Genomic DNA, 24,393 nt, shown 5'->3' on the forward strand with positions numbered 1-24,393 from the left:
ATGATGGATAAATTGAAGAAGTATATTTACGAGCTGGTTGCAGCCAAGAAACTATCGGCCAAAGAAGCAACGGAATACATCGTGAGCCTGCAAAAAGCGAACGAAACATTGAGCGATGAGGTCGCGATTATCGGCATTTCTGGACGATTTCCTAAGGCGAATACAGTGCAGGAATTTTGGGAAAATATTCGCGCGGGAAGAGAATGCCTGGATGACTTTCCTGTCCATCGCTTGGAAGATGGACGGGCCCTATTTTCCGATCAGCGATTTGATCACAAACGCTTTAAAAAAGGCGGCTATTTGGATGAAATCAGTTTCTTCGATGCAGACATGTTTCGCATATCACCGAAGGAAGCTATGTCCATGGAGCCTTATCAACGAATCATGCTGGAACTTGCCTATGAGACCTTACTCAATGCCGGTTATGAGACACGGGATATCATAGGATCAAAGACAGGCGTATTTATCGGGAAAGATCATGTCACTGGGATTGAATACCGCAATTATGTGAGCCCGGATATTTTTAGCTTGACTGGCTCGTGGCCGGGGATATTAGCAAGCAGAATCTCGTATGCTTACAACCTGAAAGGACCGAGCATTGTCTTTGATACGTCGTGTTCATCCGGGTTGGTAGGCGTTCATTTTGCTTGCGAATCTCTGCGTAGAAATGAATGTGAGATGGCATTTGTGGGCGGCATCAGCGGCCTTTTCTATTTTCCTCCAATCAAGGAGGACGGATCACTGGATCAAGTTGAATCCGCCGAAGAAATGATTCGTGCGTTTGACAAAGATGCAAAGGGCACTGTGTGGGGCGAGGGTGGCGGAGGGCTGCTTCTGAAGCCGTTGTCCAAGGCGCTCGCAGACAACGACATGATTTTCGCGATCATAAAAGGCAGCGGAATCAACAACAACGGGCTTTCCAAAGGTATTACGGCTCCAAATGGGGAGGCGCAGGAAGAGCTTCTGAAAAGCGTGTGGAAGCAAGCGCAGATCGATCCTGAGACCATTCGGTACATTGAAGCCCACGGGACAGGTACCGTGTTAGGGGATTCCATCGAATTGCAATCCATTATGAATGCCTTTCAATCCTTTACGTCCAAAAAACAGTTTTGTGGTGTGGGCTCAGTCAAAACGAACGTTGGGCATTTGGTTGGGGCTTCAGGGATTGTCTCTCTGATCAAAGCGGTAATGATGCTGAAACATGGCGAAATCCCGCCTTCGCTTCATTTTCAAACACCCAGCCCTTACATTGACTTGGCAAACTCAGCTTTATTCGTCAATGATGTGCGGACAAAATTGGAGCAAAAGGATTATCCAACACGGATCGGCATTAACTCGTTTGGATTTAGTGGGACCAATTGCCATATTCTGATCGAGGAACCACAAAGACTCGTACATCAAAGCAACCACGGGCAAGACAGCTATATGCTGGTTTTATCGGCAAGTAGTGAGCAGAAACTGCTGGAGTCGGTCAAGGAGTACCAACAGTTTTTATTGGCAAACCGCAACATACACTTGAGCGATTTGTGCTTTACAGCGAGCATTTCCCGTAATCATTACTCCCACCGTGTAACGATTATTTTCCACAGCTACAAAGATCTGTTGGTGAAATTAAACGGGATGAAAGCAGTAAACAGTGTATCCGAATGGAGTGAAAAACCTGGCATTGGCTACCAGAGGCATGAGGTAGTACCGGACAACAAGCAGGCAGTAGAGACGTGGGAAATCCGGGAAGGTGAGAAAAAGTCTTTAGACAGACAAGCAAACGAAGCAATCAAGGAACTGATCGAGAAGAAAGTGGACGAAAAGCTGATCTGGGGACAGGTTGCACAACTTTACATGAAGGGTGCTAGCATTGACTGGACAAAGCTTTATCGAGGCGGTCATAAGTTGCCTCTGCCTGGAAATATACTGGAGCGGAAAAAATTTTGGCCGGTTGAAGCAAAGCCAAAGAAAATGGAAGAAGACCTCTATTATAAGTCTGTCTGGATGGAAGAAACCCTTCCTACCTCTGACCTCCATCAGGAAACGGATGACAATACGATTTTGCTGATTGTCGATGAGGCGGATACGGCCAAGTGGCACCCGCATTTATTTGAAAAACTGCAAGCAAAGCGATTGATCATGGTAGAGATAGGAACACACTCTTTGCAAGTGACCCATGATCACTTCAAAGTCGCGCGTACGTATGAGGATATAGCGGGATTCTGCGCGCAGCTCGATATTTCGTCACTGGATCAGATTCTCTTTATGGCTCCGACTACCCATGATCTGTCTGAGTCGTGGATAGAATTTCAATCGTCCATGAATCAAACAGCCGGGTCTTTGCTACTTTTTACCAAAGCGCTGCACATGACTGGAAAGCTGACAAAAGAAATAGATGTTGCTTTAATCACGCAGAATGCACAAGCGGTGCAGATGGCCGTTGCGATCTGCAATCCTTTTCACCATATGCTCGTCGGACTGGGAAAATCCATTCGCCAGGAGAACTTCTGCCTGAATATACGCAATATTGATTGCAGCTCTGACAACTTGGAGTTGGATCTCCTGTTAGCCGAAATTCAGCGAAAAAGCACATGTTACTCGGTGGCGTTGAGACAAGGCCGCCGTTATATCGAGGTTATTGAAAAAGCAGATGTCTCAGGTACACAAGAAGATGAAACAACAATCGGAGCAGGCGATGTCTTCTTAATCACCGGTGGGTTGGGCCAACTAGGAACAGAAGTTTGCAAGTATCTGAGCCAAAAAAATAAAGTAAAGCTGATTGTCCTAGGAAGGACAATGCTTCCGGACAAAGAGGCATGGCCAACCATTGTTCGAGAACAGTCGGACAAAGATTTGGTGAATAAAATGAATGCGATACTAGCCGTTGAGGCTTTGGGGTCCGTGCTTGACTATCAATGTGTGGACATATGCAACGAATCAGAAATGAAACGTTTGGTTCAGAACATTCAGGAGACACATGGGCAGCTTAATGGAATTATTCATTGTGCGGGGCTTGGAGTTGGGGACATAGAAGATTTTGGTATGAGCGAGCAAGAATTTGAACGAAGACATGCCGTGAAAACGTATGGAAGCTGGCTGTTATACACGCTCACGAAAGAGATGAACAAAGGCTTTACCATGTTCTTTTCATCTGCTGTTTCTGTCACGGGGGGACGGGGTTCCCTTAGTTATGCCACAGGGAATGCCTTTTTGGACGGATTGGCGGAAGCTATCAAGCGACAAGGAAAAAAAGTCATCTCTATCAACTGGGCTACGTGGGAAACGACTGCCTCCAAGCTCTCCATGCAAGAAGAGAGACACGTTTTCCGTTTTCTGTCTACCCATCAGGCCTTGCAAGCACTCGATCATATTCTCCACAGGCAAATGTTCCGGACAATCGTCGGCAAACTTAATCATGCCAATGAGCTGTTGGAGCTCGAACACGTATGGCCATTCCGTTTGGCAGATGAAGTGAAGCAAGAATTGTTCAAAGAGACTGCAAAACCGGGCCGCGTTATCACTGCCACACCTGTGACACTCAAGGAGAAGGACGGATATACAGCGACCCAAAAAGAGTTGGCGCAATTATGGGCGGAGGTTCTTGGGCTAACCGCTATCAGCTTGTTCGACACTTTCCATCAATTGGGGGGTGATTCGATCCACGCTGCACAACTGTATAAGCAGTGGAACGAGAAATACCCAGGCACGCTTCATGTAGCAGATATCTACATGTACCCAACCATTTATGAAATGGCCAATTACTTGGATAGCAAAAAGACACAGCAGCCTGCTGAGCTAACGATTGAATCCATCCTGGAAGGGTACAAGCAGAGTAGGTACTCGAAGGATGAGACAAAGAGATTATTGGCAGAATGGAATACGTTATCAACGGGGCAGTCTATACAGCCCGGACAAAATGACGAATACGCGATTATCGGATACGCATGTAAATTTCCACAGGCAGAAAATGCAGAGCAATTTTGGACAAATTTAACTTCGGGTATCAATGCTGTACGACCGTTTCCTGCCTCCAGAAGAAAAGATACGGATCAGTATCTAACCGAAGACCAAGCATACTGCCAAGGCGGTTATCTGGAGAATATCGATAGCTTTGATTCAAGCTTTTTCCATATTGCTCCCAAAGAGGCAGAGTTGATGGACCCTGAACAACGCCTCCTTTTGGAGAATGTGTATGAGGCCATTGAGAACAGCGGTCTTGGCGGGAAAAATCTTTTTGGAACCGAAACAGGTGTTTACATCGGCAAGGATACGACCGGACGCAATGAATACAACAACATGATCGACATTCAGCATCCATTGAAAGTAACTTCTGGATCGACTGGCATTCTCGCAAGTCGGATCGCGTACTTCCTGAATTTAAATGGTCCCTGCTTGGTTGTGGATACAGCATGCTCCTCCAGTCTGGCCGCCATGTGCTTGGCCACGCAAGCGTTGAAGCAGGGACAAATTGATGTGGCTATTGTTGCGGGGGTTTCATTGGCGTATCTTCCTACACAGCACAATCCCCTGATTGATTCTGCAGACGAAACAATTCGTCCTTTTGATGCCGGAGCAAACGGAACAATGTGGGGAGAAGGAGTAGGTACCATCGTGCTGAAGCGCTTGGACCAGGCTGTAGAGGATAAGCACGTGATACATGCTGTTGTCAAAGGCTCCGCCATGAATAATAACGGAGCATCAAACGGAATCACTGCACCAAATGCGGACGCGCAGGAAAAAGCATTGGTAGAGGCATGGAGGACAGCCAATATTGATCCCGAAACGATTTCGTATATCGAAGCGCATGCCACTGGAACCAAATTGGGTGACCCGATTGAAATGAAGGGTATTTCCAATGCCTTCCGTAGATTTACGAATAAAAAGCAATTTTGCGGTGTAGGCACGGTAAAAGCCAACATCGGTCACTTGGTGGGGGCCTCGGGGATGGCTTCCGTCATAAAGATGATTCTGGCATTTAAATATAAGCAATTGCCCCCGGTAGCACACTTTAAGCATCCGAATCCGTTTATCGAATTTGCGGATTCTCCTATTTTTGTCAATGACAAGCTACAGGAGTGGAACGTATCAGGCACACCGCGCAGATGCGGAATCAGTTCCTTTGGGTTCAGTGGGACGAATTGCCATATTCTGTTGGAAGAACCCCCTCCCTCTGCTGTGGAGAACGTAGGCAATCAAGGCTGGAACCTTCTGACTTTGTCGGCAAAAACGAAATCAGCTTTACGTGCACTGATCAGCCGCTACACCAAATATCTCAACACGACGAAGGCCGTCGATTCCCAAAATCTATGCTATACAGCCAACACAACTCGTGGACACTATGAGCACCGGGTGGCCATCCTCTTTAAGCATCAGGCCGAACTCCGGGAAAAATGCAGATCCTTGGATGGGAAAGGGCTTGAAAATACGAACGGAGCAGAGGAAGGAATCTATTACAAGGTGAGCCAAGTCATCCTAGACCAAAATGACCAGTGTGAAAACGGGTTGCTAGAGGAAGAAAAATTAAGACGGAACGCGATTGCGGAAAGAACCATTCAGCAGTATATAGCAAATGACTCTGCTTTCACACTTCAAAGCCTGCAAAACATCGCCGTGATGTACACAGATGGGGCAGATATCAACTGGCATAGCCTTTATCCGAGAGAGCAGCATCAAATCATCGAATTGCCAGCTTATTCGTATGATTCGGTTCGTCATTGGATTGGGACACAGAAACAAGAAAGCTCTAAGCAAAAGGACACCTATTATCACTTACGGTGGATACGTGACGACAAAGAGCCATTGAAGCAAGTAGGCAAAAGCAACGGAACATGGCTGTTTTTGGGAGGAACTGGGCAATGGAGTCAGTCAATGCTCCAAGAGATAAGAGAGCGTAAAATCGATCTTATCGAGGTTAGTTCTGGTCCAGCCTTTCAGAAATTCAGCGATCATCACTACCAGATCGGCTCGAAAGAAGATTATCCAGTCTTGCTGAAAGAACTGATGAACCGAAACATCCGAAACATTATCCACTGCATGAGCGTGGTAGATGAGGAGATTGAGTGTGCAGAAGACTTGCATGCACGAGAGAACAAGGGAGTTTACAGCTTCTATCATCTTGTATGTGAAATGCTGAACCAGTCGTACAATCAGCAAATCAATCTTTATGTCATTGGCGACCATACTTTCTCGCTGACCAAGCATGAATCGATCCTGAAGCCCCATCACGCTGTACTGTTTGGAATGGCGAAAGTAATACCGCAGGAGTATTCACAGTTGAAATGCCGATGTATCGATATCGATAGCGATACTTCCCCAGCGACTGTCTGGAAAGAAATTTGTGCAGACAAAGAAGACTTCCAGGTGGCGTATCGGCATAATGTCCGGTACATCGAACATTTGGAAGAACAGATGCTGGGCAATTCAGAGCTCCAGGACATAGCCATCAAGGAGAACGGCGTCTATCTGGTTACGGGTGGACTCGGCGATATTGGACTGAAGGTTGCTCAATATCTCAGTACGAAAAAATCGGTTCACTTATGCTTGCTCGGAAGAAATGTATTGCCTCCGCGAGAGCAATGGACTGACATTGTCCGAGATCAGTCCGATTCCATAGTGGCTAGCCAAATAGATATGATCCGCAGAATAGAGAAAAATGGGTCCAGTGTAGAAGTATATGCGGTTGATATTGCCAATGAGAGCAAGTTGGCAGATGTTTTGGAAACCATCCGCCATCAGCACGGAGCTATCCATGGTCTATTCCATTGCGCCGGGGTAGCAGGCGAAGGTTTACTGATCAACAAAGAACATGCACAGATGAAGCAAGTGCTAGATCCAAAAGTCATCGGTACCTGGTTGCTGGACCGTTACACTGAGAGAGATCATCTCGACTTTTTCGTTTTGTTTTCATCTGTCACTAGTCTGTTGGGCGGGATCGGACAGGCTGATTATACGGCTGCCAATGCCTATTTGGACGTTTTTAGTGAGTACAGGCAAGCCAAAGGTCAAAGAAGCGTAACCATCAATTGGCCTGCATGGAACGATACTGGCATGGCGGCAAAATATCGTATCAAGAAAGAGGCTGCTCCGTTTCATGGCATCCATCCGGATCAAGCGATCGACATTTTGGATTCGATTTTAGCGCGAAAGGTCTCTCGCGTCATCGTCGGTGAAATGAACGAAGCGCATTTCCGGACGCACAGCTATCACTTGCCTTTTATCATTTCACCAGGAATCAGGAGAATGGTCACACAGCCTGTTGCATTCGAGGCAATTGAAGAACAGCAGATTGTACCCATTCTGAAAGGCAGAAATAATCACAGATACAGCGATATCGAGACCCAACTAGCCTCTATTTGGCAAAAAGTATTGGGAATACCGGAAGCGAATGTGTACCAGTCTTTTCAAGAGGCAGGAGGAAACTCCATTCTGGCGACAAGTCTCGTAAAAGAAATCGATCAGTTGTACCCTGGCCGCATCAACATTGCAACGTTGTTTGCCTATCCTTCCATTGCGAAAATGGCTGAATATCTCGAGAACAAACCGAGTCAATACGAACCGTCCCAGAAAAATGGCGGGGTCCAGAGCGAGAACATCCCCTTGCAGGACAAGCTGGCCGACTTTATCAAGGGTGATATTTCAATGGAGAATATATTGGACTACTTAGACAAGAAAGAGTGGGGAGAAGAAGATGAGTAGCCGAAAAGAGATGAATGACAGCATTTTGCAGCTACTGAAATCTGGACATCTCAATCAGGATATGGCACTTTCCATTCTGGAAAAGCTGAATCGCAATCCAGAGCGAAAGTATCAGCAGGATATTGCTGTGATTGGAATGGCCTGCCGCTTCCCCGGAGCAAACAACCCCCAGCAGTTTTGGGACAATCTAGTCCAAGGGGTTAACAGCATAGGGTATTTTCCAGAAGAACGATTGCAGGATTTGTCTGGCTTTATTCCAGACTTGGAAGAGTTGCTAGCGAGCTCCAATCATCAAGCTGGCTACCTCGATCAAATTTCCCGATTCGATCACCCTTTCTTCCATATCGGACATAAAGAAGCGATGGCAATGGAACCGTATCAGCGACTTTTTCTGGAGACCGCCTATCATGCAATCGAGGACGCAGGATACGGGGGAGCCAAACTGAAACATTCCAATACGGGAGTATTTGTGGGACTGGAGACCGCCTATCAATCCCATTATCGTTCCCTGTTGCAAAACGAGGATATTTCTTCGCTCGTCGGTTCCTTGGTAGGACTTTTGGCCAATCGAATCTCTTATTTTCTAGACTTACGCGGGCCTGCTTTCGTTCTCAATACGGCATGCTCATCGGGCCTTGTGGCCTTACACCAGGCATGCACGGCATTGGCGAATAAGGAATGCGAAATGGCGCTGGTCGGTGGCGTGAATATGATGGTGATTCCACAGGTTACCGGGAAGCTGAATGATTTGGAGACTTCTGATGGTAGAGTGAAGGCGTTTGACAAAAATGCGGACGGAACGATTTGGAGTGAGGGAATGACGGCTCTGATGCTCAAACCGTTAGGGAGGGCAATGGAGGATCGTGACCCGATCTATGCGGTGATCAAGGGAAGCGGTGTCAATGCAGATGGCGCTTCCAACGGATTAACTGCTCCCAATCCAGAAGCCGAGACCCAATTGTTTATCCGTACGTGGGAAAAAGCGAAAATTGATCCGTTGTCCATCTCCTATGTTGAAGCGCATGGTACAGGTACTTTATTGGGGGATTCCATTGAATTGCAGGCGATCAACGATGCTTTTCGAAAATATACGTCGGAAACGCACGTTTGCGGGATTGGGTCTGTCAAGACAAACATTGGACATACCGTTGCGGCATCAGGGTTAGCGTCGCTGATAAAGGTCGTGCTTGCTCTCAAACATAAGAAAATCCCTGCTACCCTGCATTATCAGTCTCCGAATCCTTTTGTCGATCCCGAAAACTCGGCAGTCGAGATCGTTACCGAGCTGAGAGACTGGAAGCGGGAGGATAGCTTGCTGCGAGCGGGTGTCAACTCTTTTGGTTTCAGTGGTACTAATTGCCACGTCATTCTAGAAGAGGCTCCCGAACTAGACCGGGCAGAGACGGAGCTTTTGCCGCCTTTTCATCTCTTAACGATTTCAGCCAATAGCCTAAACTCACTCGATGCGTTGATTAAAGCCTACAATTCCTATCTGCAAGCACATGAATCCATTGATCTTGAAGACCTTTGCTACACAGCGAACACTGGCAGAGGCCAATATGAGAACAGACTCGCGCTGGTGTTCAGTTCAAGAGACGAACTGATTCAGCAATTGCTACAAGTAGATTTATCGAGACAAGACTTGGCGAAGGAAAAGGGAATCTATATTCACGTAGGCGCAAAAGTCAACCGTGACGTCAGCTCTCGTACAAACCTTTCTGCTATTGGAGACTTAACTGAGATTGGAAGAGAGAATTTCCAGACAAGAGCATCGCTTGCAAGGCTGGCAGAGCAATACGTTCACGGAATGTCGATCCCTTGGGAGATCCTGTACCGTGAGCAGCGGCAAAAGCTGAACTTGCCTGTTTATCCATTTGATCCAATCAAAGTCTGGCCGGTAGTGGATAAGAAAGCGAGTGTCGGCTTACCGTTAGAATCAGGCAAAGCGGATACGAACGAAGCGTTATCGGCAGGAGATCATGCCCTCTATCACAGCATTCAGTGGCTGCCAATGGCCCCATTGTCTTCACAAGCGGAAAAGAAGGAAAATGTGCTGGTCATTACGGATTCTACCGATTGGGGTAACGATTTAGCCGAGATCATCGCTTCGCAGAGTATGCATATGGTGCATGCCCGATTGACGACAGCCTACAGCAGGGTGAACGCCTCACAGTATGGTCTTACCGTTACCGAAGTGGATTTTGACCAGCTTATCCGTGATACAGGCCAGCTAGCACTGAGCAAAGTCGTCTTTGCCGCCGGGAATGCACCCGTCTCCGAAAGTGCTGGGGACAGCCTGCATGCGTTGTTTTATCTGACAAAGGCACTGGTGAAAAATCAATCTAACCCCCTTGAGATTGTACTGGTAGGAAAAAACGCCCAGCGGGTTCTGCCCGTCGATCAAGCAGTCCATCCGCATTTTGCAGCCCTATTCGGATTGGGAAAAGTCATTCGGGAAGAGTATAGCGGGCTTCATTGCAAGTGTATCGACTTTGATGAGGGAACACTTGTCAGCGATGTCGTGTCAGAAGCACTAGGAAATGCCGAGCATTATCAAATCGCGCTTCGTTCGGGAGACAGATACCATCCCCAACTCACGCCATTGGACTTGCCGGCAGTTGATGAAGGTGGCATTCGCTTCAAGGATCAAGGGGTGTATGTCATTACAGGTGGCACCGGGGGAATTGGTCTGGAGCTTGCAAAGAATATTGCTCTGCAATACAAAGTAAAGCTGATCCTACTCAGCCGTACAAAATTACCCCAGCGCGCATCGTGGGACGAGTTCAGCCAGCAAGATCAAGTAGGAAGTCTACTTCACCATCTGAAAAGCTTGGAGAGCAATGGTTCTGAGGTATATACATACAGCGCTGATGTAGCCAACCTGGACGAAATTGCCCCGGTCATCCGCGACATTTATCGTATCCATGGCAAAATTGACGGCATCATCCATGCAGCAGGCTTACCGGGAAGCGGCATGCTGATTGAAAAGGATGGAACAGCTTTTTCTGCTGGGGTCTCGGCCAAAATCAGCGGTACTCAAAATCTATATATGCTAACCCTCGAGAATCCGCCCGATTTTCTCGTTTTGTTCTCTTCGATCGCATCTGTGGTCGGAGGAATTTACTTAGGGGATTATGTGGCGGCTAATTCCTACTTGGATGCTTTTTCAGGGATATCGAGCTCGCCTACACGGATCATGACCATCAATTGGACAACCTGGATGAATACTGGTATGGCGAAAAATGCAGGTACCAACCTCGATGTTGCTTTTCGCTCCCTCACATCTCGTCGAGCCATCAAGGCATTCGAGCAGGTCATCCAAAAAAATCTGTCCAACGTCGTGGTTGGGGAAATCAACACGGACAATGACATGTTCTGGAACAATTCGCTGCCGATAGCATTAGCGCCTTCGATTCGAGAGAGAATCAAGTCGCCAGAAGTTGAAATAAAAGTACAGCTGACGGGAAGAACGAATGACGCTTATACCGATATCGAAAATCAGATTGCGCATATTTGGGGAAACATCTTCCGGCTGCCAACCATTGATATTCACGATCAGTTCTATGATTTAGGTGGCACCTCTATCATGGGCATCAAGATCGCCAACCGGATCAATGAAGAGTGCCAAGTAACCTTGACGGTTCAGGATGTGTTTACGTATTTGACCATTCCGGCATTGGCCGAGTTTGTGCAACAAAAGCAACAGGAAAAGAGCGGTGGGGGAGCTCAGCTAAGAAGGGAGGCCTCCATAGAAAAAAGCGTCATGCCGCTGTCGCATGCCCAAAGACGAATATGGTTTTTGCAAAAGATGAATCCCGATCTCGTTGCCTACAACTTACCCTTTATCCGCACCTACGACATGGCGATTGATGTTGCGCTTTTAGAGCGGGCTGTCTCGTACCTGGCTGCAAGGCACCTGTTATTGCGCACAAGATTTACACTCCAAGACGGAATTCCGGTTCAGGTTGCGCTACCTGAGTATCACCCTACTATCCAGGTTATTGACTTATCCGAACAGACGGATCAAGAGCTTTTACTGGAAAAAAACATCTATACCCAAAAAATGAAGCCGTTCGATTTAGAATCTCCTCCTTACCGCATCTATCTCTACCAGCTTGGCAAGGAGAGGTTTTGCCTCTACGTCAATTTCCACCATATTTTAACAGACGGCTGGAGCATTGATATTTTTTACCGGGAACTGTTCGGCATTTACCAATCGTTCTTGCATCAGCAACCCCCAAGACTGACCGAAGCGAAGCACGATTATTTTGATTGGATCATGGAACAAAAAGAATGGGAGAACAGCAAGGAGTTTGTCGAGCACGAAAATTACTGGCTAAGAGAGCTGGCCAAGCCATTGCCGACTTTGCATTTGCCCACTGACAAAAAACGACCGTCCGTCCAAACATACAACGGCAGCTATCATAAATTCGAGATTAGCGGGGAGCTTTATGAAAAGCTCAAAAAACACGTCGAGAATCAGCAGATTACGTATAACAATTTCTTACTAAGCGCTTACTTCCTGTTGTTGCACAAGCTGTCTCAGGACCAGGACATTATTGTCGGTGTGCCTACTGCTGGAAGAAATCAAAAGAAATGGGAAGAGGTAGTAGGGATCTTTATCAACACCTTGTGTATTCGTGTACAGTTTCATGAGATCTCCAGTTTTTCTCAGTTACAAAATACTGTGAAGCAAAAAATTTGGTCAGCGATCGACAAAGCACAATACCCATTTGATTTGCTAGTAGAAAAGGTAAATCCGGAGCGGGATTTATCCAGAAATCCCATCTACAATGTGCTGTTCCAATTCTTTGATAAATTGCATTTGGAAAATGACGGGATCAGTCAATTTGAATTGAGCTGCCTCGCAAAAGAAACCGATCAACGTATCGAGATTTCGTTTGAGTACAATTCGGACTTGTATTCTGAAAGCACAATCCGACAGTTTGCACACTTTTTCCTACATATTCTCGCACAAGTTGTGGAACGCCCTGAAATTTCCATTAAAGAGATTACTTTGCTGACAGATCCAGAGCAAGTCGAGCTGCTACACCATTTCCACGGCGGTCAAATAGACTGGCAAGATCTACTGCCGGTTCACAAGCAATTTGAAGTCCAGGCGCAAAAAACACCGAATGCCATCGCGTTAGTATTCGAAGACCAGCAAATGACGTATAAAACGTTAAACGAAAAGGCCAACCAGCTCGCTTGGCTACTGATGAACAAGGGTGTCGGTACCAATGTGCCAGTTGGTATTTTCGTGGACAGAGGCTTCCAGGCAGTGGTTGGCATCTTGGCGATTTTGAAAGCCGGAGGCGCTTATGTGCCACTCGACCCGAGTTATCCGGAAGAGAGAATCAGTTATATTCTCGCAAACAGTGGAGCCAAACTGTTGTTGTCAGAAAACAGCTTGATGGAAAAGCTTGGACGGACCGAACTGGACCAACAGATTGATATCATCAATCTGAGCACGACCATTGAGCGAAGTGCTGTGAAACAGACTTATCTTGTTGATTGGGAGCAGGAACTGTCCATCCTAAATCCACCGACTGAAAGCCATGAATCTGATTGGATGTATATCATGTACACCTCTGGCTCAACCGGCAAGCCAAAAGGCGTACTGGTTACCCATTCCAACGTTCATAATTTTCTTGCCTGGGGCATCGAGCAATTCCAATTGAAAACAGATGATGTCTTCATGCTGGTCACTTCTATCAGTTTTGATATATCAGTCTTTGAAATATTCGGCGCATTACTGAGTGGGGGTCGACTTTGCATCGTTTCCCAAGACAGTATGAAGGATATGGACCGATTACTCGCGTATATGGAGGCCAACCATGTTTCGATCTGGCATTCTGTCCCGAGCTTAATGGTGCAGCTTTCCACTTTTCTGACATACAACAAAGAACAGTACGATCATCTTTCCGTTTTTCATCGACTCAGATACTTGATGCTGGGTGGAGAAGCGTGGAGCTCTACATTGGCTAAACAGGTACAGGAACTTTTTCCGCGTGCTGAAATCCACAACATGTATGGTCCGACAGAGACGACGATCTGGATTTCCAGTTACAAGGTGAAGCCAGGAACGGACTCTCCATATGGTGCCGTACTTATTGGCAAACCGATCACCAATAATCAAATCTTCATCTTGGATCCATACGACAATCTTTGCCCACCTGGTGTGATCGGCGAAATCTACATAGCTGGTCTAAATGTGACAAAGGGCTACTTCCGGGATGAAGAAAAAACAAGACAAGCCTTTATCCCGCAAGCCAACGGCCAACTTTGCTACAAGACTGGCGATCTGGGTAGATACCTGCCAGATGGCAACATCGATTTTATAGGCAGAAGAGATCAGTTGGTAAAAGTAAGGGGTTATCGAATTGAGCTCGGTGAGATCGAGCTTGCACTCAAGGACATAGGGGCTCTGCAACAAATTGCCGTGACGACCGTAAAAGACGGCGAAACGAGCAAAATTGTTTGCTACTATACGGCTAAGAAGCCTCTACCGATGGGGCAGTTAAAGGAATACGCGAGAAAGAAACTGCCTGAATACATGATTCCCGCACAATTTTTCCATGTGGATCATTTTTTATTGACCCCGAACGGCAAGATGGACTGGAAATCAATGGCGCTGTATTGCCAAAATACGGATGTCAGCCCAGCTCCTTCGGAAGTTCGAGATGAAGTTGATAAAAAGCTGGTAGAGATATGGAGACAACTGCTTGGTTCCCCAAAAATCGGGATTCATGAAAACTTCTTTGATATTGGCGGAAATTCTTTACTAATCGTTCAATTACAAGAGATGATCAAAGCGGAACTATCACATGAGATGTCGATTGTGGACCTTTTCCAATATACGACGATTGAAAAGCTGGCGAACCACATCAACGAAAATACTGTAAACAGATCAAGCGTTGAAACTGGACAAAAAAGAGCAGAACTGCGGAAAAGACTAAGAACCATGCGAAGCTAACGATCATCTTTTGTGAAAGGAAAATCGGAATGGAAAATGATCATGTTCTGAGTTCGAAAATTGCCATCATCGGAATGGCCGGAAAATTTCCACGAGCAGAAAATATTCAGCAATACTGGAACAACTTGATCGACGGCGTGGAAGGAATTCAATTTTTCACAAAAGAGGAATTGCTGGAGTCGGGAGTAGACGCAGCACTGATCGATAGGCCAGATTATGTACGAGCTAGTGGCCGATTACAAGATATTGAATGGTTTGACGCAACCTTTTTCCAATATACACCGAGAGAAACCGAAATTATTGATCCTCAGCAACGCTTGTTCCTGGAATACGCATGGAATGCTATGGAAGATGCTGGGCACAGCCCATCACAATTCGATGGAGCGGTTGGCGTTTTCGCTGGGATCGGGGCCAATAAATATTTGACCCATGTGGTGAGTCGTACCGACTTGCTCCGCATTTTAGACCATCGACAAATCGAAGTGGCAAATGATAAGGATTTCTTGACTACACGGGTCTCTTACAAATTGAATTTGACGGGACCCAGTCTTTCCATTCAGACTGCTTGCTCTTCTTCGTTGGTAAGTGTGCACTTGGCCTGCCAAAGCTTGCTAAACGGGGAGTGCGATATGGCTTTAGCAGGAGGCGTATCCATTCAGTTTCTGAGCAAGCATGGCTACCTGTACAAGCAGGGAGGCATCGAGTCTCCGGATGGACACTGCCGCTGTTTCGATGAAAAAGCAGAAGGAACGGTATTCGGTGATGGCGTTGGTGTGATTGTGCTCAAAAGGCTGGAAGAAGCGATTCAAGACAAGGATCATATCTACGCAGTCATTAGCGGTTCAGCGATTAACAATGACGGGGCAGGAAAAGTGGGATATACCGCTCCTGGATTTGAAGGGCAAATTCAAGTGATTTCCGAAGCGATGGAAGTAGCGGGCGTGACCCCCCACGATATCGGTTATGTGGAAGCGCATGGCACAGGGACGAAGTTGGGGGATCGGGTAGAGATTGCCGCACTCAAGGAAGTTTTCAAAGATCGAGACCTGGACGATCCATGCTATATAGGGTCTGTCAAAGCGAATATTGGACATTTGAACACGGCTTCCGGCATCGCAGGCTTAATCAAGGCAGTTCTCGCTATCAAACACGAGACGATCCCGCCATTGCTTCATCTTCAAAATCCTAATCCGCAGCTCGAATTGGAAAGAAGTCCGTTTCAGTTGAATAAGAGCCCGGTGAGATGGAACGCGGTTATCAGGAAAAAAGTGGCAGGCGTCAGTTCTTTTGGGATCGGAGGGACAAATGCTCATGTGATTGTCGAAGAAGCTCCTGAGACTCGGTCCCAAGAAGAGAAGAAAGAGTGGAATTTACTTACGATTTCGGGGAAAACGAGTCAAGCCAGACAGCGAAACTACGAGAATATTTTGGCTTATCTCAAAGAAAATCCGGAAGCGGACGTATCTCAAGTAGCTTACACACTTCAGGCAGGCAGAGAGCACTTCGAGTTTCGCGGGATTGTGCTTTGCAATCATCTGGTGCAGAGGCCCAATACGATTGAGCTTCCGCTAGTTCTAACGGGGAAGGAAGAAGAACAGGAAGAAAAATCGGTCGTCTTCGTATTTTCCGCTCAAGGGACCGAGTATGTTAAAATGGCTCGTGACTTGTATCAACTGATCCCCTTCTTTCGGGAAACGATGGATCGAGGCTTTCGACTGGTCGAGCGACTGTTTCATCTAGATATAAAAAAGAAGATGTACCCGGATCATCATAATCGGGATCAAGCGGAAATGATTCAGCATGATCCACTCAATGGAACAATTGCGCTATTCCTTCTTGAATACGCATTAGCGCAATTATGGCGGCATTGGGGAGTGGTACCAAAAGCAATGGCAGGGGATTGGCTAGGAGAATACGTGAGTGCGTGTCTGGCAAGCGTCTTTGCTTGGGAAGACGCTTTGAAGCTGTTATTTTTCCGAGGGGATATTCACGAAGAAATGGTCCTACGCAAACCGACCATCCCGTTTCTGTCGAATAGAAGCAACACGTGGATAACCGAGGAACAAGCGACATCCCTCGACTATTGGCGAGAGCTGATCAACTTCCCTGATCAATTGTCCGCAGGCTTGCCCACATTAGCCAAAGTGAGAAAGCCTGTCTTTTTAGAAATTGGTCCAGGGAAAAAACGCTGTGAATGGCTGGCCGAGCATGAACACTTCCAATCAGAGCCGTTACTGCATTCCTTTCTTGCTGAAAAAGATAGCGAAAGCGCCTATAAAACGATGCTTAACTCATTAGGGCGGCTGTGGCTGTATAAAACAAACGTCAACTGGAAAAATTTCCATACGTCACAGCACCCAAGACGGCTCTCTTTGCCAACCTACTCCTTTGATAAACAATACTATTGGATTGACAGCGCCTTCGATTCCCATGTGGATACGCTTCATCAGGAAAAGCACCGTCCCCCATCCACGCTCTTGATAAAACAAGGGGACCAATTCGTCCAGCATGACGATGCCAGTTATACGCTGAATGCTTTCCAAATGCAACAACTGGAAAACCTATTGGCTAGCTTTTCTCCTGACCCTTCACTCGTTAAATTGGCACCACCCGCAACTGATTATCGAAAAGAGCAGCAGCCGCGCGAACAAAAGTATGAAGACATTGCCTCTGTGTTGTGCAAAATTTTGGAGGAGCTACTAGGGAAAAGCCCGATAGGCATCCAAGATGACTTTTTTGATTTGGGAGGTGATTCGGTGACAGCCATCCAATTTGCTTCCCGTGTCAAAGAACTCCAGATCGAGATTTCCTCTGAATTGCTCTTTGATTACCCGACCATGGAGGAATTGGCGAAGCAGATTCGCATGGAACGCGATAACCCTTCGTCCCCGAAGGTGATGCCGACAGAAGTCCCGGGCATTCAGTATTACTATGTGGACAAAGCTGATCAGGAAATTTTGATGAACGTAGTAGAGGCGACAGAAGTTGAAAGCGTCTATCCGCTTTCCTTCATGCAACTATTGGTCTTAAACCACAATATTATCCATGCACGACAAGGCACCGTCAATTTGCTGTCCTTTCCGATCGCAGAAGAGCTTCGTCTTGATCTTTTCGAGATGGCATGGCAAAAAGTGATCAACCGTCATTCTTTGTTGCGAACAGGTTTTATATGGAGAAGGATTTCGCATCCAGTTCAATTTGTCAAAAGGCATGTAGACGTATCGATAGACGTGCTGGATTGGACGGAGCTTTCCGAGGAGGACCAAAAGCTTGCTTTGACGGAATTCATTGCGATGGAACGACAAAAGAGCTTTAGCGTGGATGCGGTTCCGCAAATGCGTTTTCATCTCATCCAATACGGCAAGGCCGCCTATCAATTTGTATGGTCCTACCAAAATTCTCTTTTTGATGGATGGAGCATGAATATCATTCTGCAAGAAGTATGGGGAAACTATCATCTAGGCGAATCTCTTATCAGCCAACCAGATAGGCCCGCGACTCCGTTCCTGGAATATGTCAAATGGCAAAAAACAAAAGATGATCACGAAGCCAAACAATTTTGGACAGAGGAGCTACAACAGTTCCGTTATCAGGATCAACTTGTGCAGGCTCCCACGAGCAGTCAGAGTACCTTTGTCAGTGCTGTGAAAAGTGTTGATCTTGCACAGGACGAGGTCTATACTGTAAGAGAATTTACCAGAAAAAACCAAATAACGATAAATACGGTAGTCCTAGGAGCATGGGGTTTGGCGCAAGCGCGGCTGTTGGAAAAGCATGATGTGATGATCGGAATGATTACATCGGGAAGAGTACCGGAAATCGATCAAATGGACAAAATGGTCGGATTGTTTACAAATAGCTTGCCAGTCCGGTTGATCTACGACGAGGCAGACCACATCAGAGAGTGGTTTGTGGCATTGCAAAAAAAGCTGGTGAAAATCAGACGGTACGAGCACATTACTTTGCAGCAAATCACCTATTGGTCGCAGATTCCGCTTGATTTTTTACAGACGGTGATCAATACACGAAGCTTGGTTTATACCCAATCTCCTTTTCAGACGAACCAGGCTTCCGAACTTGGGGAGCAAAAGCATTTGCAGGGTGACAGTGTCGGTCAGCTTCACCTTCCGCTGCGTATTTTTGTTAACCCGGGAGAGGAACACTTAACGATCCGAGCGGAATACGACAGTAACCAATTTGCCCACGATGTTATCACGCAACTCCTGCAGGAGGTAAAGCGTCTGGTAGTTACCATCCCAAAAGCTGATGCGATGCAAGATTTGTGGATACCGTCAAAAAATCAATTTTATTAGGGCACATGCCTGGCGGGAGACTGATCAACGATATGAAGATTGCCATTGTAAATGGACCGAATATGAATCTGATCGGGATGCGGGAAACACAATTTTATGGGACAGTCACGTGGAAGCAAATCGAAGACAGGCTACGTGAGCTGGCTGCCGAATTGCAAATCGATGTCCTCTTTTTTCAATCCAACCATGAAGGTGAAATTATAGACTTTATTCAGCAGCATCTACACAACCTTGATGGCGTGGTCTTGAATCCAGCGGGCTATTCCAAAACCGGATACTCCATACTGGATGCTTTGACATCCATCGGTATTCCCTATATTGAGGTGCATATGTCCAACATTTTTGAAAGAGGCGGTTGGCATGCGGAATCGATTTTTTTCGAAAACGCCATAGGACATGTGATCGGCTTGAAGGCCAACGTTTATGAGTTGGGCTTGCGAGGCATCAGCCAGTACGTACAGGAAAAACAAACATAGAACAGCAGGAAGGAATGGGGAACTGGTGCAAATTGAAGTCTACAACGCAAAGCTTCACAACTTAAAAAACATTACAACAACGATTCCCAAACATAAGTTCATCGTAGTCACAGGCGTTAGCGGTTCGGGAAAATCAAGTTTTATTTTCGACACGTTGCATCATGAAGGGCAGCGAATTTATTTGGAGGCGCTGGGCATTGCGCATGATGTCTTGCACTATGATTCTTTTGACATGATTCAAGGGCTAAGCCCCACGATTGCCGTGCAACAGAGGACCGTGAGCAATCTGAATCCGCGATCGGTTGTAGGCTCAGTCACGCGTATTCTTAACTTGCTGGCTATCATTTATGCCCAAGAGGGACAACGAGCGGGCGAAGTCGCAGATCCGCAAAAACCAAGTGAATATGTACCGGGCATCTTTATGTTTAACTCCCCCCATGGTTCCTGCCCAGCATGCGGGGGGAGAGGATACGTTTCGGAGGTAAACATCGAAAAGATTTTGCCGCCTGTCAATGAAACGATTGAACGCTGGCATCAGTTCGCCTACCAATTTCCTCAACCAAAAAAAGAGGAAAAGGAGTACATTTCCAAAAGGCTGGAAAATTTCACGAAACACTTTGGGTTGAGCCCGGATACTCTTTTTATAGAATTATCACATGAAGCCAAGGAAACGTTCTTGCATTATCGGCCAAAGCGAACGCAAAGCAAGGGTCACCTGATCTTTTATGGGGTCAGTGTAGTTATTGAGGAAAAGTTGAAAAAGATCAACACGCAGCAAATAGCAGATCTCCAGACAACACGACCGTGCACCCGGTGCGCGGGGTTTCGGTTAGGAAAGCAAGCACTCTCTATCACCATCGATAACAAGCATATCGGCCAGCTTTGCCAAATGAATGTTGGGGAGTTGACGACATTTTTCCAGCATTATCTGGCAGCGAGGCCACATACCCCCTTTATTACCCATTTGATCAATGAGATCCTCCGTAAACTGAATTGTCTCGAGACAGTAGGCTTGTCCTATTTGAACCTGTACCGAGAAATCCCCACACTGAGCGGAGGGGAGACCCAGAGACTTCACATTATGTCTCATTTATCAGCAAAGGTCGATTCAATCATCTATATTTTTGATGAGCCGACGGCTGGCTTGCACGAAAAGGAAAAAGAAAAGATTATCGAAAGCTTTCATCGATTAAAGCAACAGGGAAATACGGTTATTGTCGTAGAGCATGACGAAAGCGTGATCAAGCATGCCGACTACATTATGGACTTTGGTCCTTTGGCCGGACAACTAGGCGGTTCGATTGTTTATCAAGGAAACTACTCCGACTTTCTTAATTCGACTAATTCGATAACGGCTCAGTATTTGCGCCAGAAAAAGCATCCTCGTAAAGAATATACAAGCCGTGTGGATACACCCGCCTCTACATTGTCCATCAAGAATGCGCGCACGAATAATCTGAAAGACATCGACGTCGCTATTCCGTTACATGCCATCGTGGGTGTAAGTGGCTTATCAGGTAGTGGCAAAAGCTCCTTGGTTATTGATACGCTCATTCCCAAACTTCAGGCATCCTTGAAAGCAAAAGCGACCAAACAAAAGCGAGTAATGGAAGATGAAGCGGAGCACGAACCCGATTTCGTCCATACGCATGCCGATGCCAAATTGGAAGGCGCCGAAAATATTGATGGATGCATTGTGGTCACACAAAAGCTGGCACGACGTCATGAGAATTCTTGTGTAGCAACGTTCTTAGGTGTGTGGGATCATATTCGGCATATTTTTTCCACACAGGAGGAGGCAATCGCCCTTCAGTTCACGCGCAGCTCTTTTTCATTTAACTCGACAGGCTCATGCACAGTTTGCAATGGTCACGGCTACATAAAAAGATCGCTGGGTCAACTTGTGTTTAGCGACCAATGTCCAGCTTGCCAAGGGAAAAGATTCAAGCCTGAAGTGATGAAGGTACGGTACAAAGAACGCACGATTTCCGACATATTAGAGATGTCTATCTCTGAAGCGCACGAATTTTTCCGCGACCACGCTAAAATTAGCAAGATGCTGGGCACGATTGAAGAGCTGGGTATGGGATATATCCTCATTGGGCAGAGCCTCACTACGTTAAGCGGGGGAGAAGCACAGCGATTAAAATTGGCTAGAGAGCTGGGAAAAGGCAGCAAGGGAAGCTACCTATACATTTTGGATGAACCGACTGTTGGACTCAGTTATTATGACACCGAAAAGTTACTGGTCATTTTGGGCAAATTGGTAGAGAACGGGCATTCAGTCTTGCTTATTGAGCACGATCCTTACGTACTCGCTTATTGCGACTATCTCATAGAACTTGGCCCCGGTGCAGGAAACAAAGGGGGAGAGGTGATCGCGAAAGGATCGCCTGAGGAGATCAAACAGCTAACTTGCTCCATGATCGGTCCTTTTTTGGAATAGAAAGAAAAGTTTTTTCGTGTAGGTTTGGCGATCCCTATTCGATACGAAAAGAGGAGATGCTTGTGGAGAGTGTAATTCTGCCAGTTGTGCAACCGCCCATTTTCGGCTATCAATTTTTTGCCTTTCCTCTGTGTATTGTATTAAAGGACGAAAGAAGCCTGCCTTGGTTATATAGCAATTTCATCCAGGTTTGCTTCGACAAGCGCCCGAATCCACCTGTCCCGTTTACTTTTTACATCCATGACTACAAGTTGAATCCATGGCTTCACGTTGAACATTTTGAGAGAGGCACGATGAGCATCGTCCAAAGGAATATCGTTGATTTTGTTCGCGATTGTCTTTTGGACGGCTACTATGTTTACCTCAATGTGGATGAGTATTACATCCCAGAGCGCAAAGTCTATCAAAAAAGTAATCTCTCTCACGATGTACTCATACATGGGGTCGATCTTCAGGAGAATACCTTTCAATTGCTTGGTTTTACGGATAAAGAGACGTTTGCTTCGACGAGTGTGTCCTTCCGAAACTTTGAGCTGGCTTACGACAGCATTGACCAGATTGATCACCAGACGGTTTGCAATCGTATTTATTTGTATAAATACAAGGAATCGGGAGAGTATGATTTTGATCTGACATTGGTTCAGGAAACGCTAGAAGAGTATCTGAATTCAAAAAATACCTCAACACGATTTCGCATGATTTCCAAGCCTTGGAACCATTGTGCCTACGGCTTGGAAACATATCAGTGCCTGCAAGACTATTACCAGCGCCTGCTCGAGGGAAAGACCCATTTTGATGTTCGTCACGTTCACACCTTGTGGGAGCACAAAAGATTGATGGTGTCCCGCCTTAAATATATGGAGGAGAACACTAGCTACCTGAATTCGTCCCATCAGATTTATGAGGCGTATTCAGAAATAGAGCGTAAAGCGCGAAACGCGCGCAATCTTATGCTGAAATTTTATATGCAGCAGGAAGAAGAAACCCTTCATAAAATCATGAGATACCTTGATGAAATAGCCGCTCAGGAAGCAATGGTGATGGAAAAGCTTTTGACGTTGTTGCGCAGACACGAACCGAAGTTGCTTTAAACCTTCGCGTTTCTTCAAACTTTTTATAAAGGAGGATACTTGTATGGTAACCAAAAACGAAATCGAAGAAAAATTGGTGAGTATTTACATGAAACAGATGCAAGAGCTTCAAATTAGTCCGGATAACTTGCAACAAAGCGGGATTGATTTCTCGTCCCAAGAAATCCGCTTACAAGATGTCGGAATTAACTCGCTTGGATTTATTCGACTGGTGGTTGCGGTTGAAAATGAATTTGGATTTCAGTTTGAAGATGACATGCTGAATGTCGAACTTTTTCAAACAATCCAAGAATTGATTACTTATATAGAGGGGAAAGTAAAGCAGGTGTCTATTTAATTTGAAAGGTGGGAATGTATATGAAGTTTTATGCAGATTTACCGATGTGGCTTCATTATAATGACAAGAATCAACTCCACCTCATTCACGAATCCGCAAAATTATTAGAGGAGAATGGGTTTGCAGGGTCCCTGCTTTTTTATCAACATACTACGCTTGATCCATGGATCGTTGCCACTGGCACCTTACAAGCCACAAACAATCATCTGCCGATCATCGCATTGCAGCCAAATACAATTCCTCCGTTCACCGCAGCCAAAATGATACATTCGCTAGTCCACTTGTACGGGCGCAAAGTAGCCCTAAATTTAATACCTGGTCAATCGCCATCCGAGCTTAGCCAAGTCAATGATACTGTACCGGCCGAGGAACGCTTCGATCGCTTAGTGGAATACATAGAGATATTGCGGTCATTACTTCAGTCAAATGACCCTTTAACATACAGAGGCAAATACTACACGTACAATGAGTTGCAAGTCTTTGCGCAAGTGGATGAAGATTTGAGACCGATTATTTTTATGCCAGGGGCCTCCTCCTTATTCCAAAAAGCTGCCCTCCAGTCGGTTGATGTAGCTATTCAATTAGCAAGTCCCATCTCTCAGCTTGTCAACAGCTTTGACATTCTTTATGACTCGCATCTGGAATTATGTTGTCGACTTGGCATTATCGCACGTCCAACGTCTCAGGAAGCCATCGAAGTGGCAAAAGAGGAAGTCCCCATGCGATTTATGCAAATTGTGAAGAAGCAGGGAAGAGCGTCAGGATTTTATACAGAAGAAGAAGAGCGTATCTATTTTCCTACCGAACAAGGCAAGGCTTTTCGCGGGCCATTATTGGTTGGCTCCTACGATGAGGTGGCAAGTTATTTTCGTAGGTACAAGGACCTCGGGATTAAACATATCATTTTTAGTTGCATTCGTTCGGTTGAAGATTTGCAGCACGTGAAAGAGGTATTAAATCGAGCAGAGATGGTCAAGATGAACTAGCCTACAAAACGGCAATAGAAACGGGATTCCATCGTAGATATACCATGAAGAAGAGGGATTTCGCTTCTCATGGTTTAGGAACGATACG

8 protein-coding genes are annotated in these 24,393 nt (G+C 46.1%); all 8 read left to right on the forward strand.

All coding sequences use genetic code 11. From position 1 onward, the window contains the following. From C7R91_RS04340 to C7R91_RS04375, 8 genes are read left to right on the forward strand one after another with little or no spacing between them, the layout of a single operon-like run. The gene (locus C7R91_RS04340) at positions 1-7,680 is read left to right on the forward strand and encodes an SDR family NAD(P)-dependent oxidoreductase (protein WP_236697782.1); all 7,680 of its coding nucleotides are present in this window, start codon (positions 1-3) and stop codon (positions 7,678-7,680) included. Then, a complete protein-coding gene (locus C7R91_RS04345) occupies positions 7,673-14,656 on the forward strand; it encodes a non-ribosomal peptide synthetase (protein WP_047067167.1) in 6,984 nt (2,327 codons plus the stop codon). The genes C7R91_RS04340 and C7R91_RS04345 overlap by 8 nt, the downstream gene beginning before the upstream one ends. Positions 14,657-14,685: 29 nt before the next feature. Beyond that, the gene (locus C7R91_RS04350) at positions 14,686-18,969 is read left to right on the forward strand and encodes a type I polyketide synthase (protein ID WP_047067168.1); all 4,284 of its coding nucleotides are present in this window, start codon (positions 14,686-14,688) and stop codon (positions 18,967-18,969) included. Between the two features lie 32 nt (positions 18,970-19,001). After that, positions 19,002-19,445 carry a type II 3-dehydroquinate dehydratase gene (locus C7R91_RS04355; RefSeq protein ID WP_047067169.1) on the forward strand — a complete coding sequence of 148 codons (444 nt, stop codon included), beginning with the start codon at positions 19,002-19,004 and terminating at the stop codon, positions 19,443-19,445. Positions 19,446-19,470: 25 nt separating this feature from the next. Beyond that, positions 19,471-21,891 (forward strand): excinuclease ABC subunit UvrA, encoded by a 2,421-nt coding sequence (locus C7R91_RS04360; protein WP_047067171.1) that lies wholly within the window; start codon positions 19,471-19,473, stop codon positions 21,889-21,891. Positions 21,892-21,947: 56 nt separating this feature from the next. Further along, positions 21,948-22,982, forward strand: a complete 1,035-nt coding sequence (locus C7R91_RS04365; RefSeq protein WP_236697783.1) for a hypothetical protein — start codon at positions 21,948-21,950, stop codon at positions 22,980-22,982. Between the two features lie 43 nt (positions 22,983-23,025). Beyond that, complete coding sequence (locus tag C7R91_RS04370; RefSeq protein WP_047067173.1) at positions 23,026-23,319, forward strand: acyl carrier protein; 294 nt, start codon at positions 23,026-23,028, stop codon at positions 23,317-23,319. 20 nt (positions 23,320-23,339) lie between these two features. After that, a complete protein-coding gene (locus C7R91_RS04375) occupies positions 23,340-24,305 on the forward strand; it encodes an LLM class flavin-dependent oxidoreductase (RefSeq protein WP_047067174.1) in 966 nt (321 codons plus the stop codon). Positions 24,306-24,393 lie beyond the last annotated feature (88 nt).

The organism is Brevibacillus formosus (assembly GCF_003013405.1).
GTDB lineage: Bacteria > Bacillota > Bacilli > Brevibacillales > Brevibacillaceae > Brevibacillus > Brevibacillus formosus.

Excerpts from the sequence above, each read along its gene's own strand:
- C7R91_RS04375 (WP_047067174.1), top strand. The coding sequence starts at position 23,340 with ATGAAGTTTTATGCAGATTTACCGATGTGGCTTCATTATAATGACAAG.
- C7R91_RS04340 (WP_236697782.1), top strand. The coding sequence starts at position 1 with ATGATGGATAAATTGAAGAAGTATATTTACGAGCTGGTTGCAGCCAAG.
- C7R91_RS04370 (WP_047067173.1), top strand. The coding sequence starts at position 23,026 with ATGGTAACCAAAAACGAAATCGAAGAAAAATTGGTGAGTATTTACATG.
- C7R91_RS04365 (WP_236697783.1), top strand. The coding sequence starts at position 21,948 with ATGCTTGTGGAGAGTGTAATTCTGCCAGTTGTGCAACCGCCCATTTTC.
- C7R91_RS04355 (WP_047067169.1), top strand. The coding sequence starts at position 19,002 with ATGAAGATTGCCATTGTAAATGGACCGAATATGAATCTGATCGGGATG.
- C7R91_RS04350 (WP_047067168.1), top strand. The coding sequence starts at position 14,686 with ATGGAAAATGATCATGTTCTGAGTTCGAAAATTGCCATCATCGGAATG.
- C7R91_RS04345 (WP_047067167.1), top strand. The coding sequence starts at position 7,673 with ATGAGTAGCCGAAAAGAGATGAATGACAGCATTTTGCAGCTACTGAAA.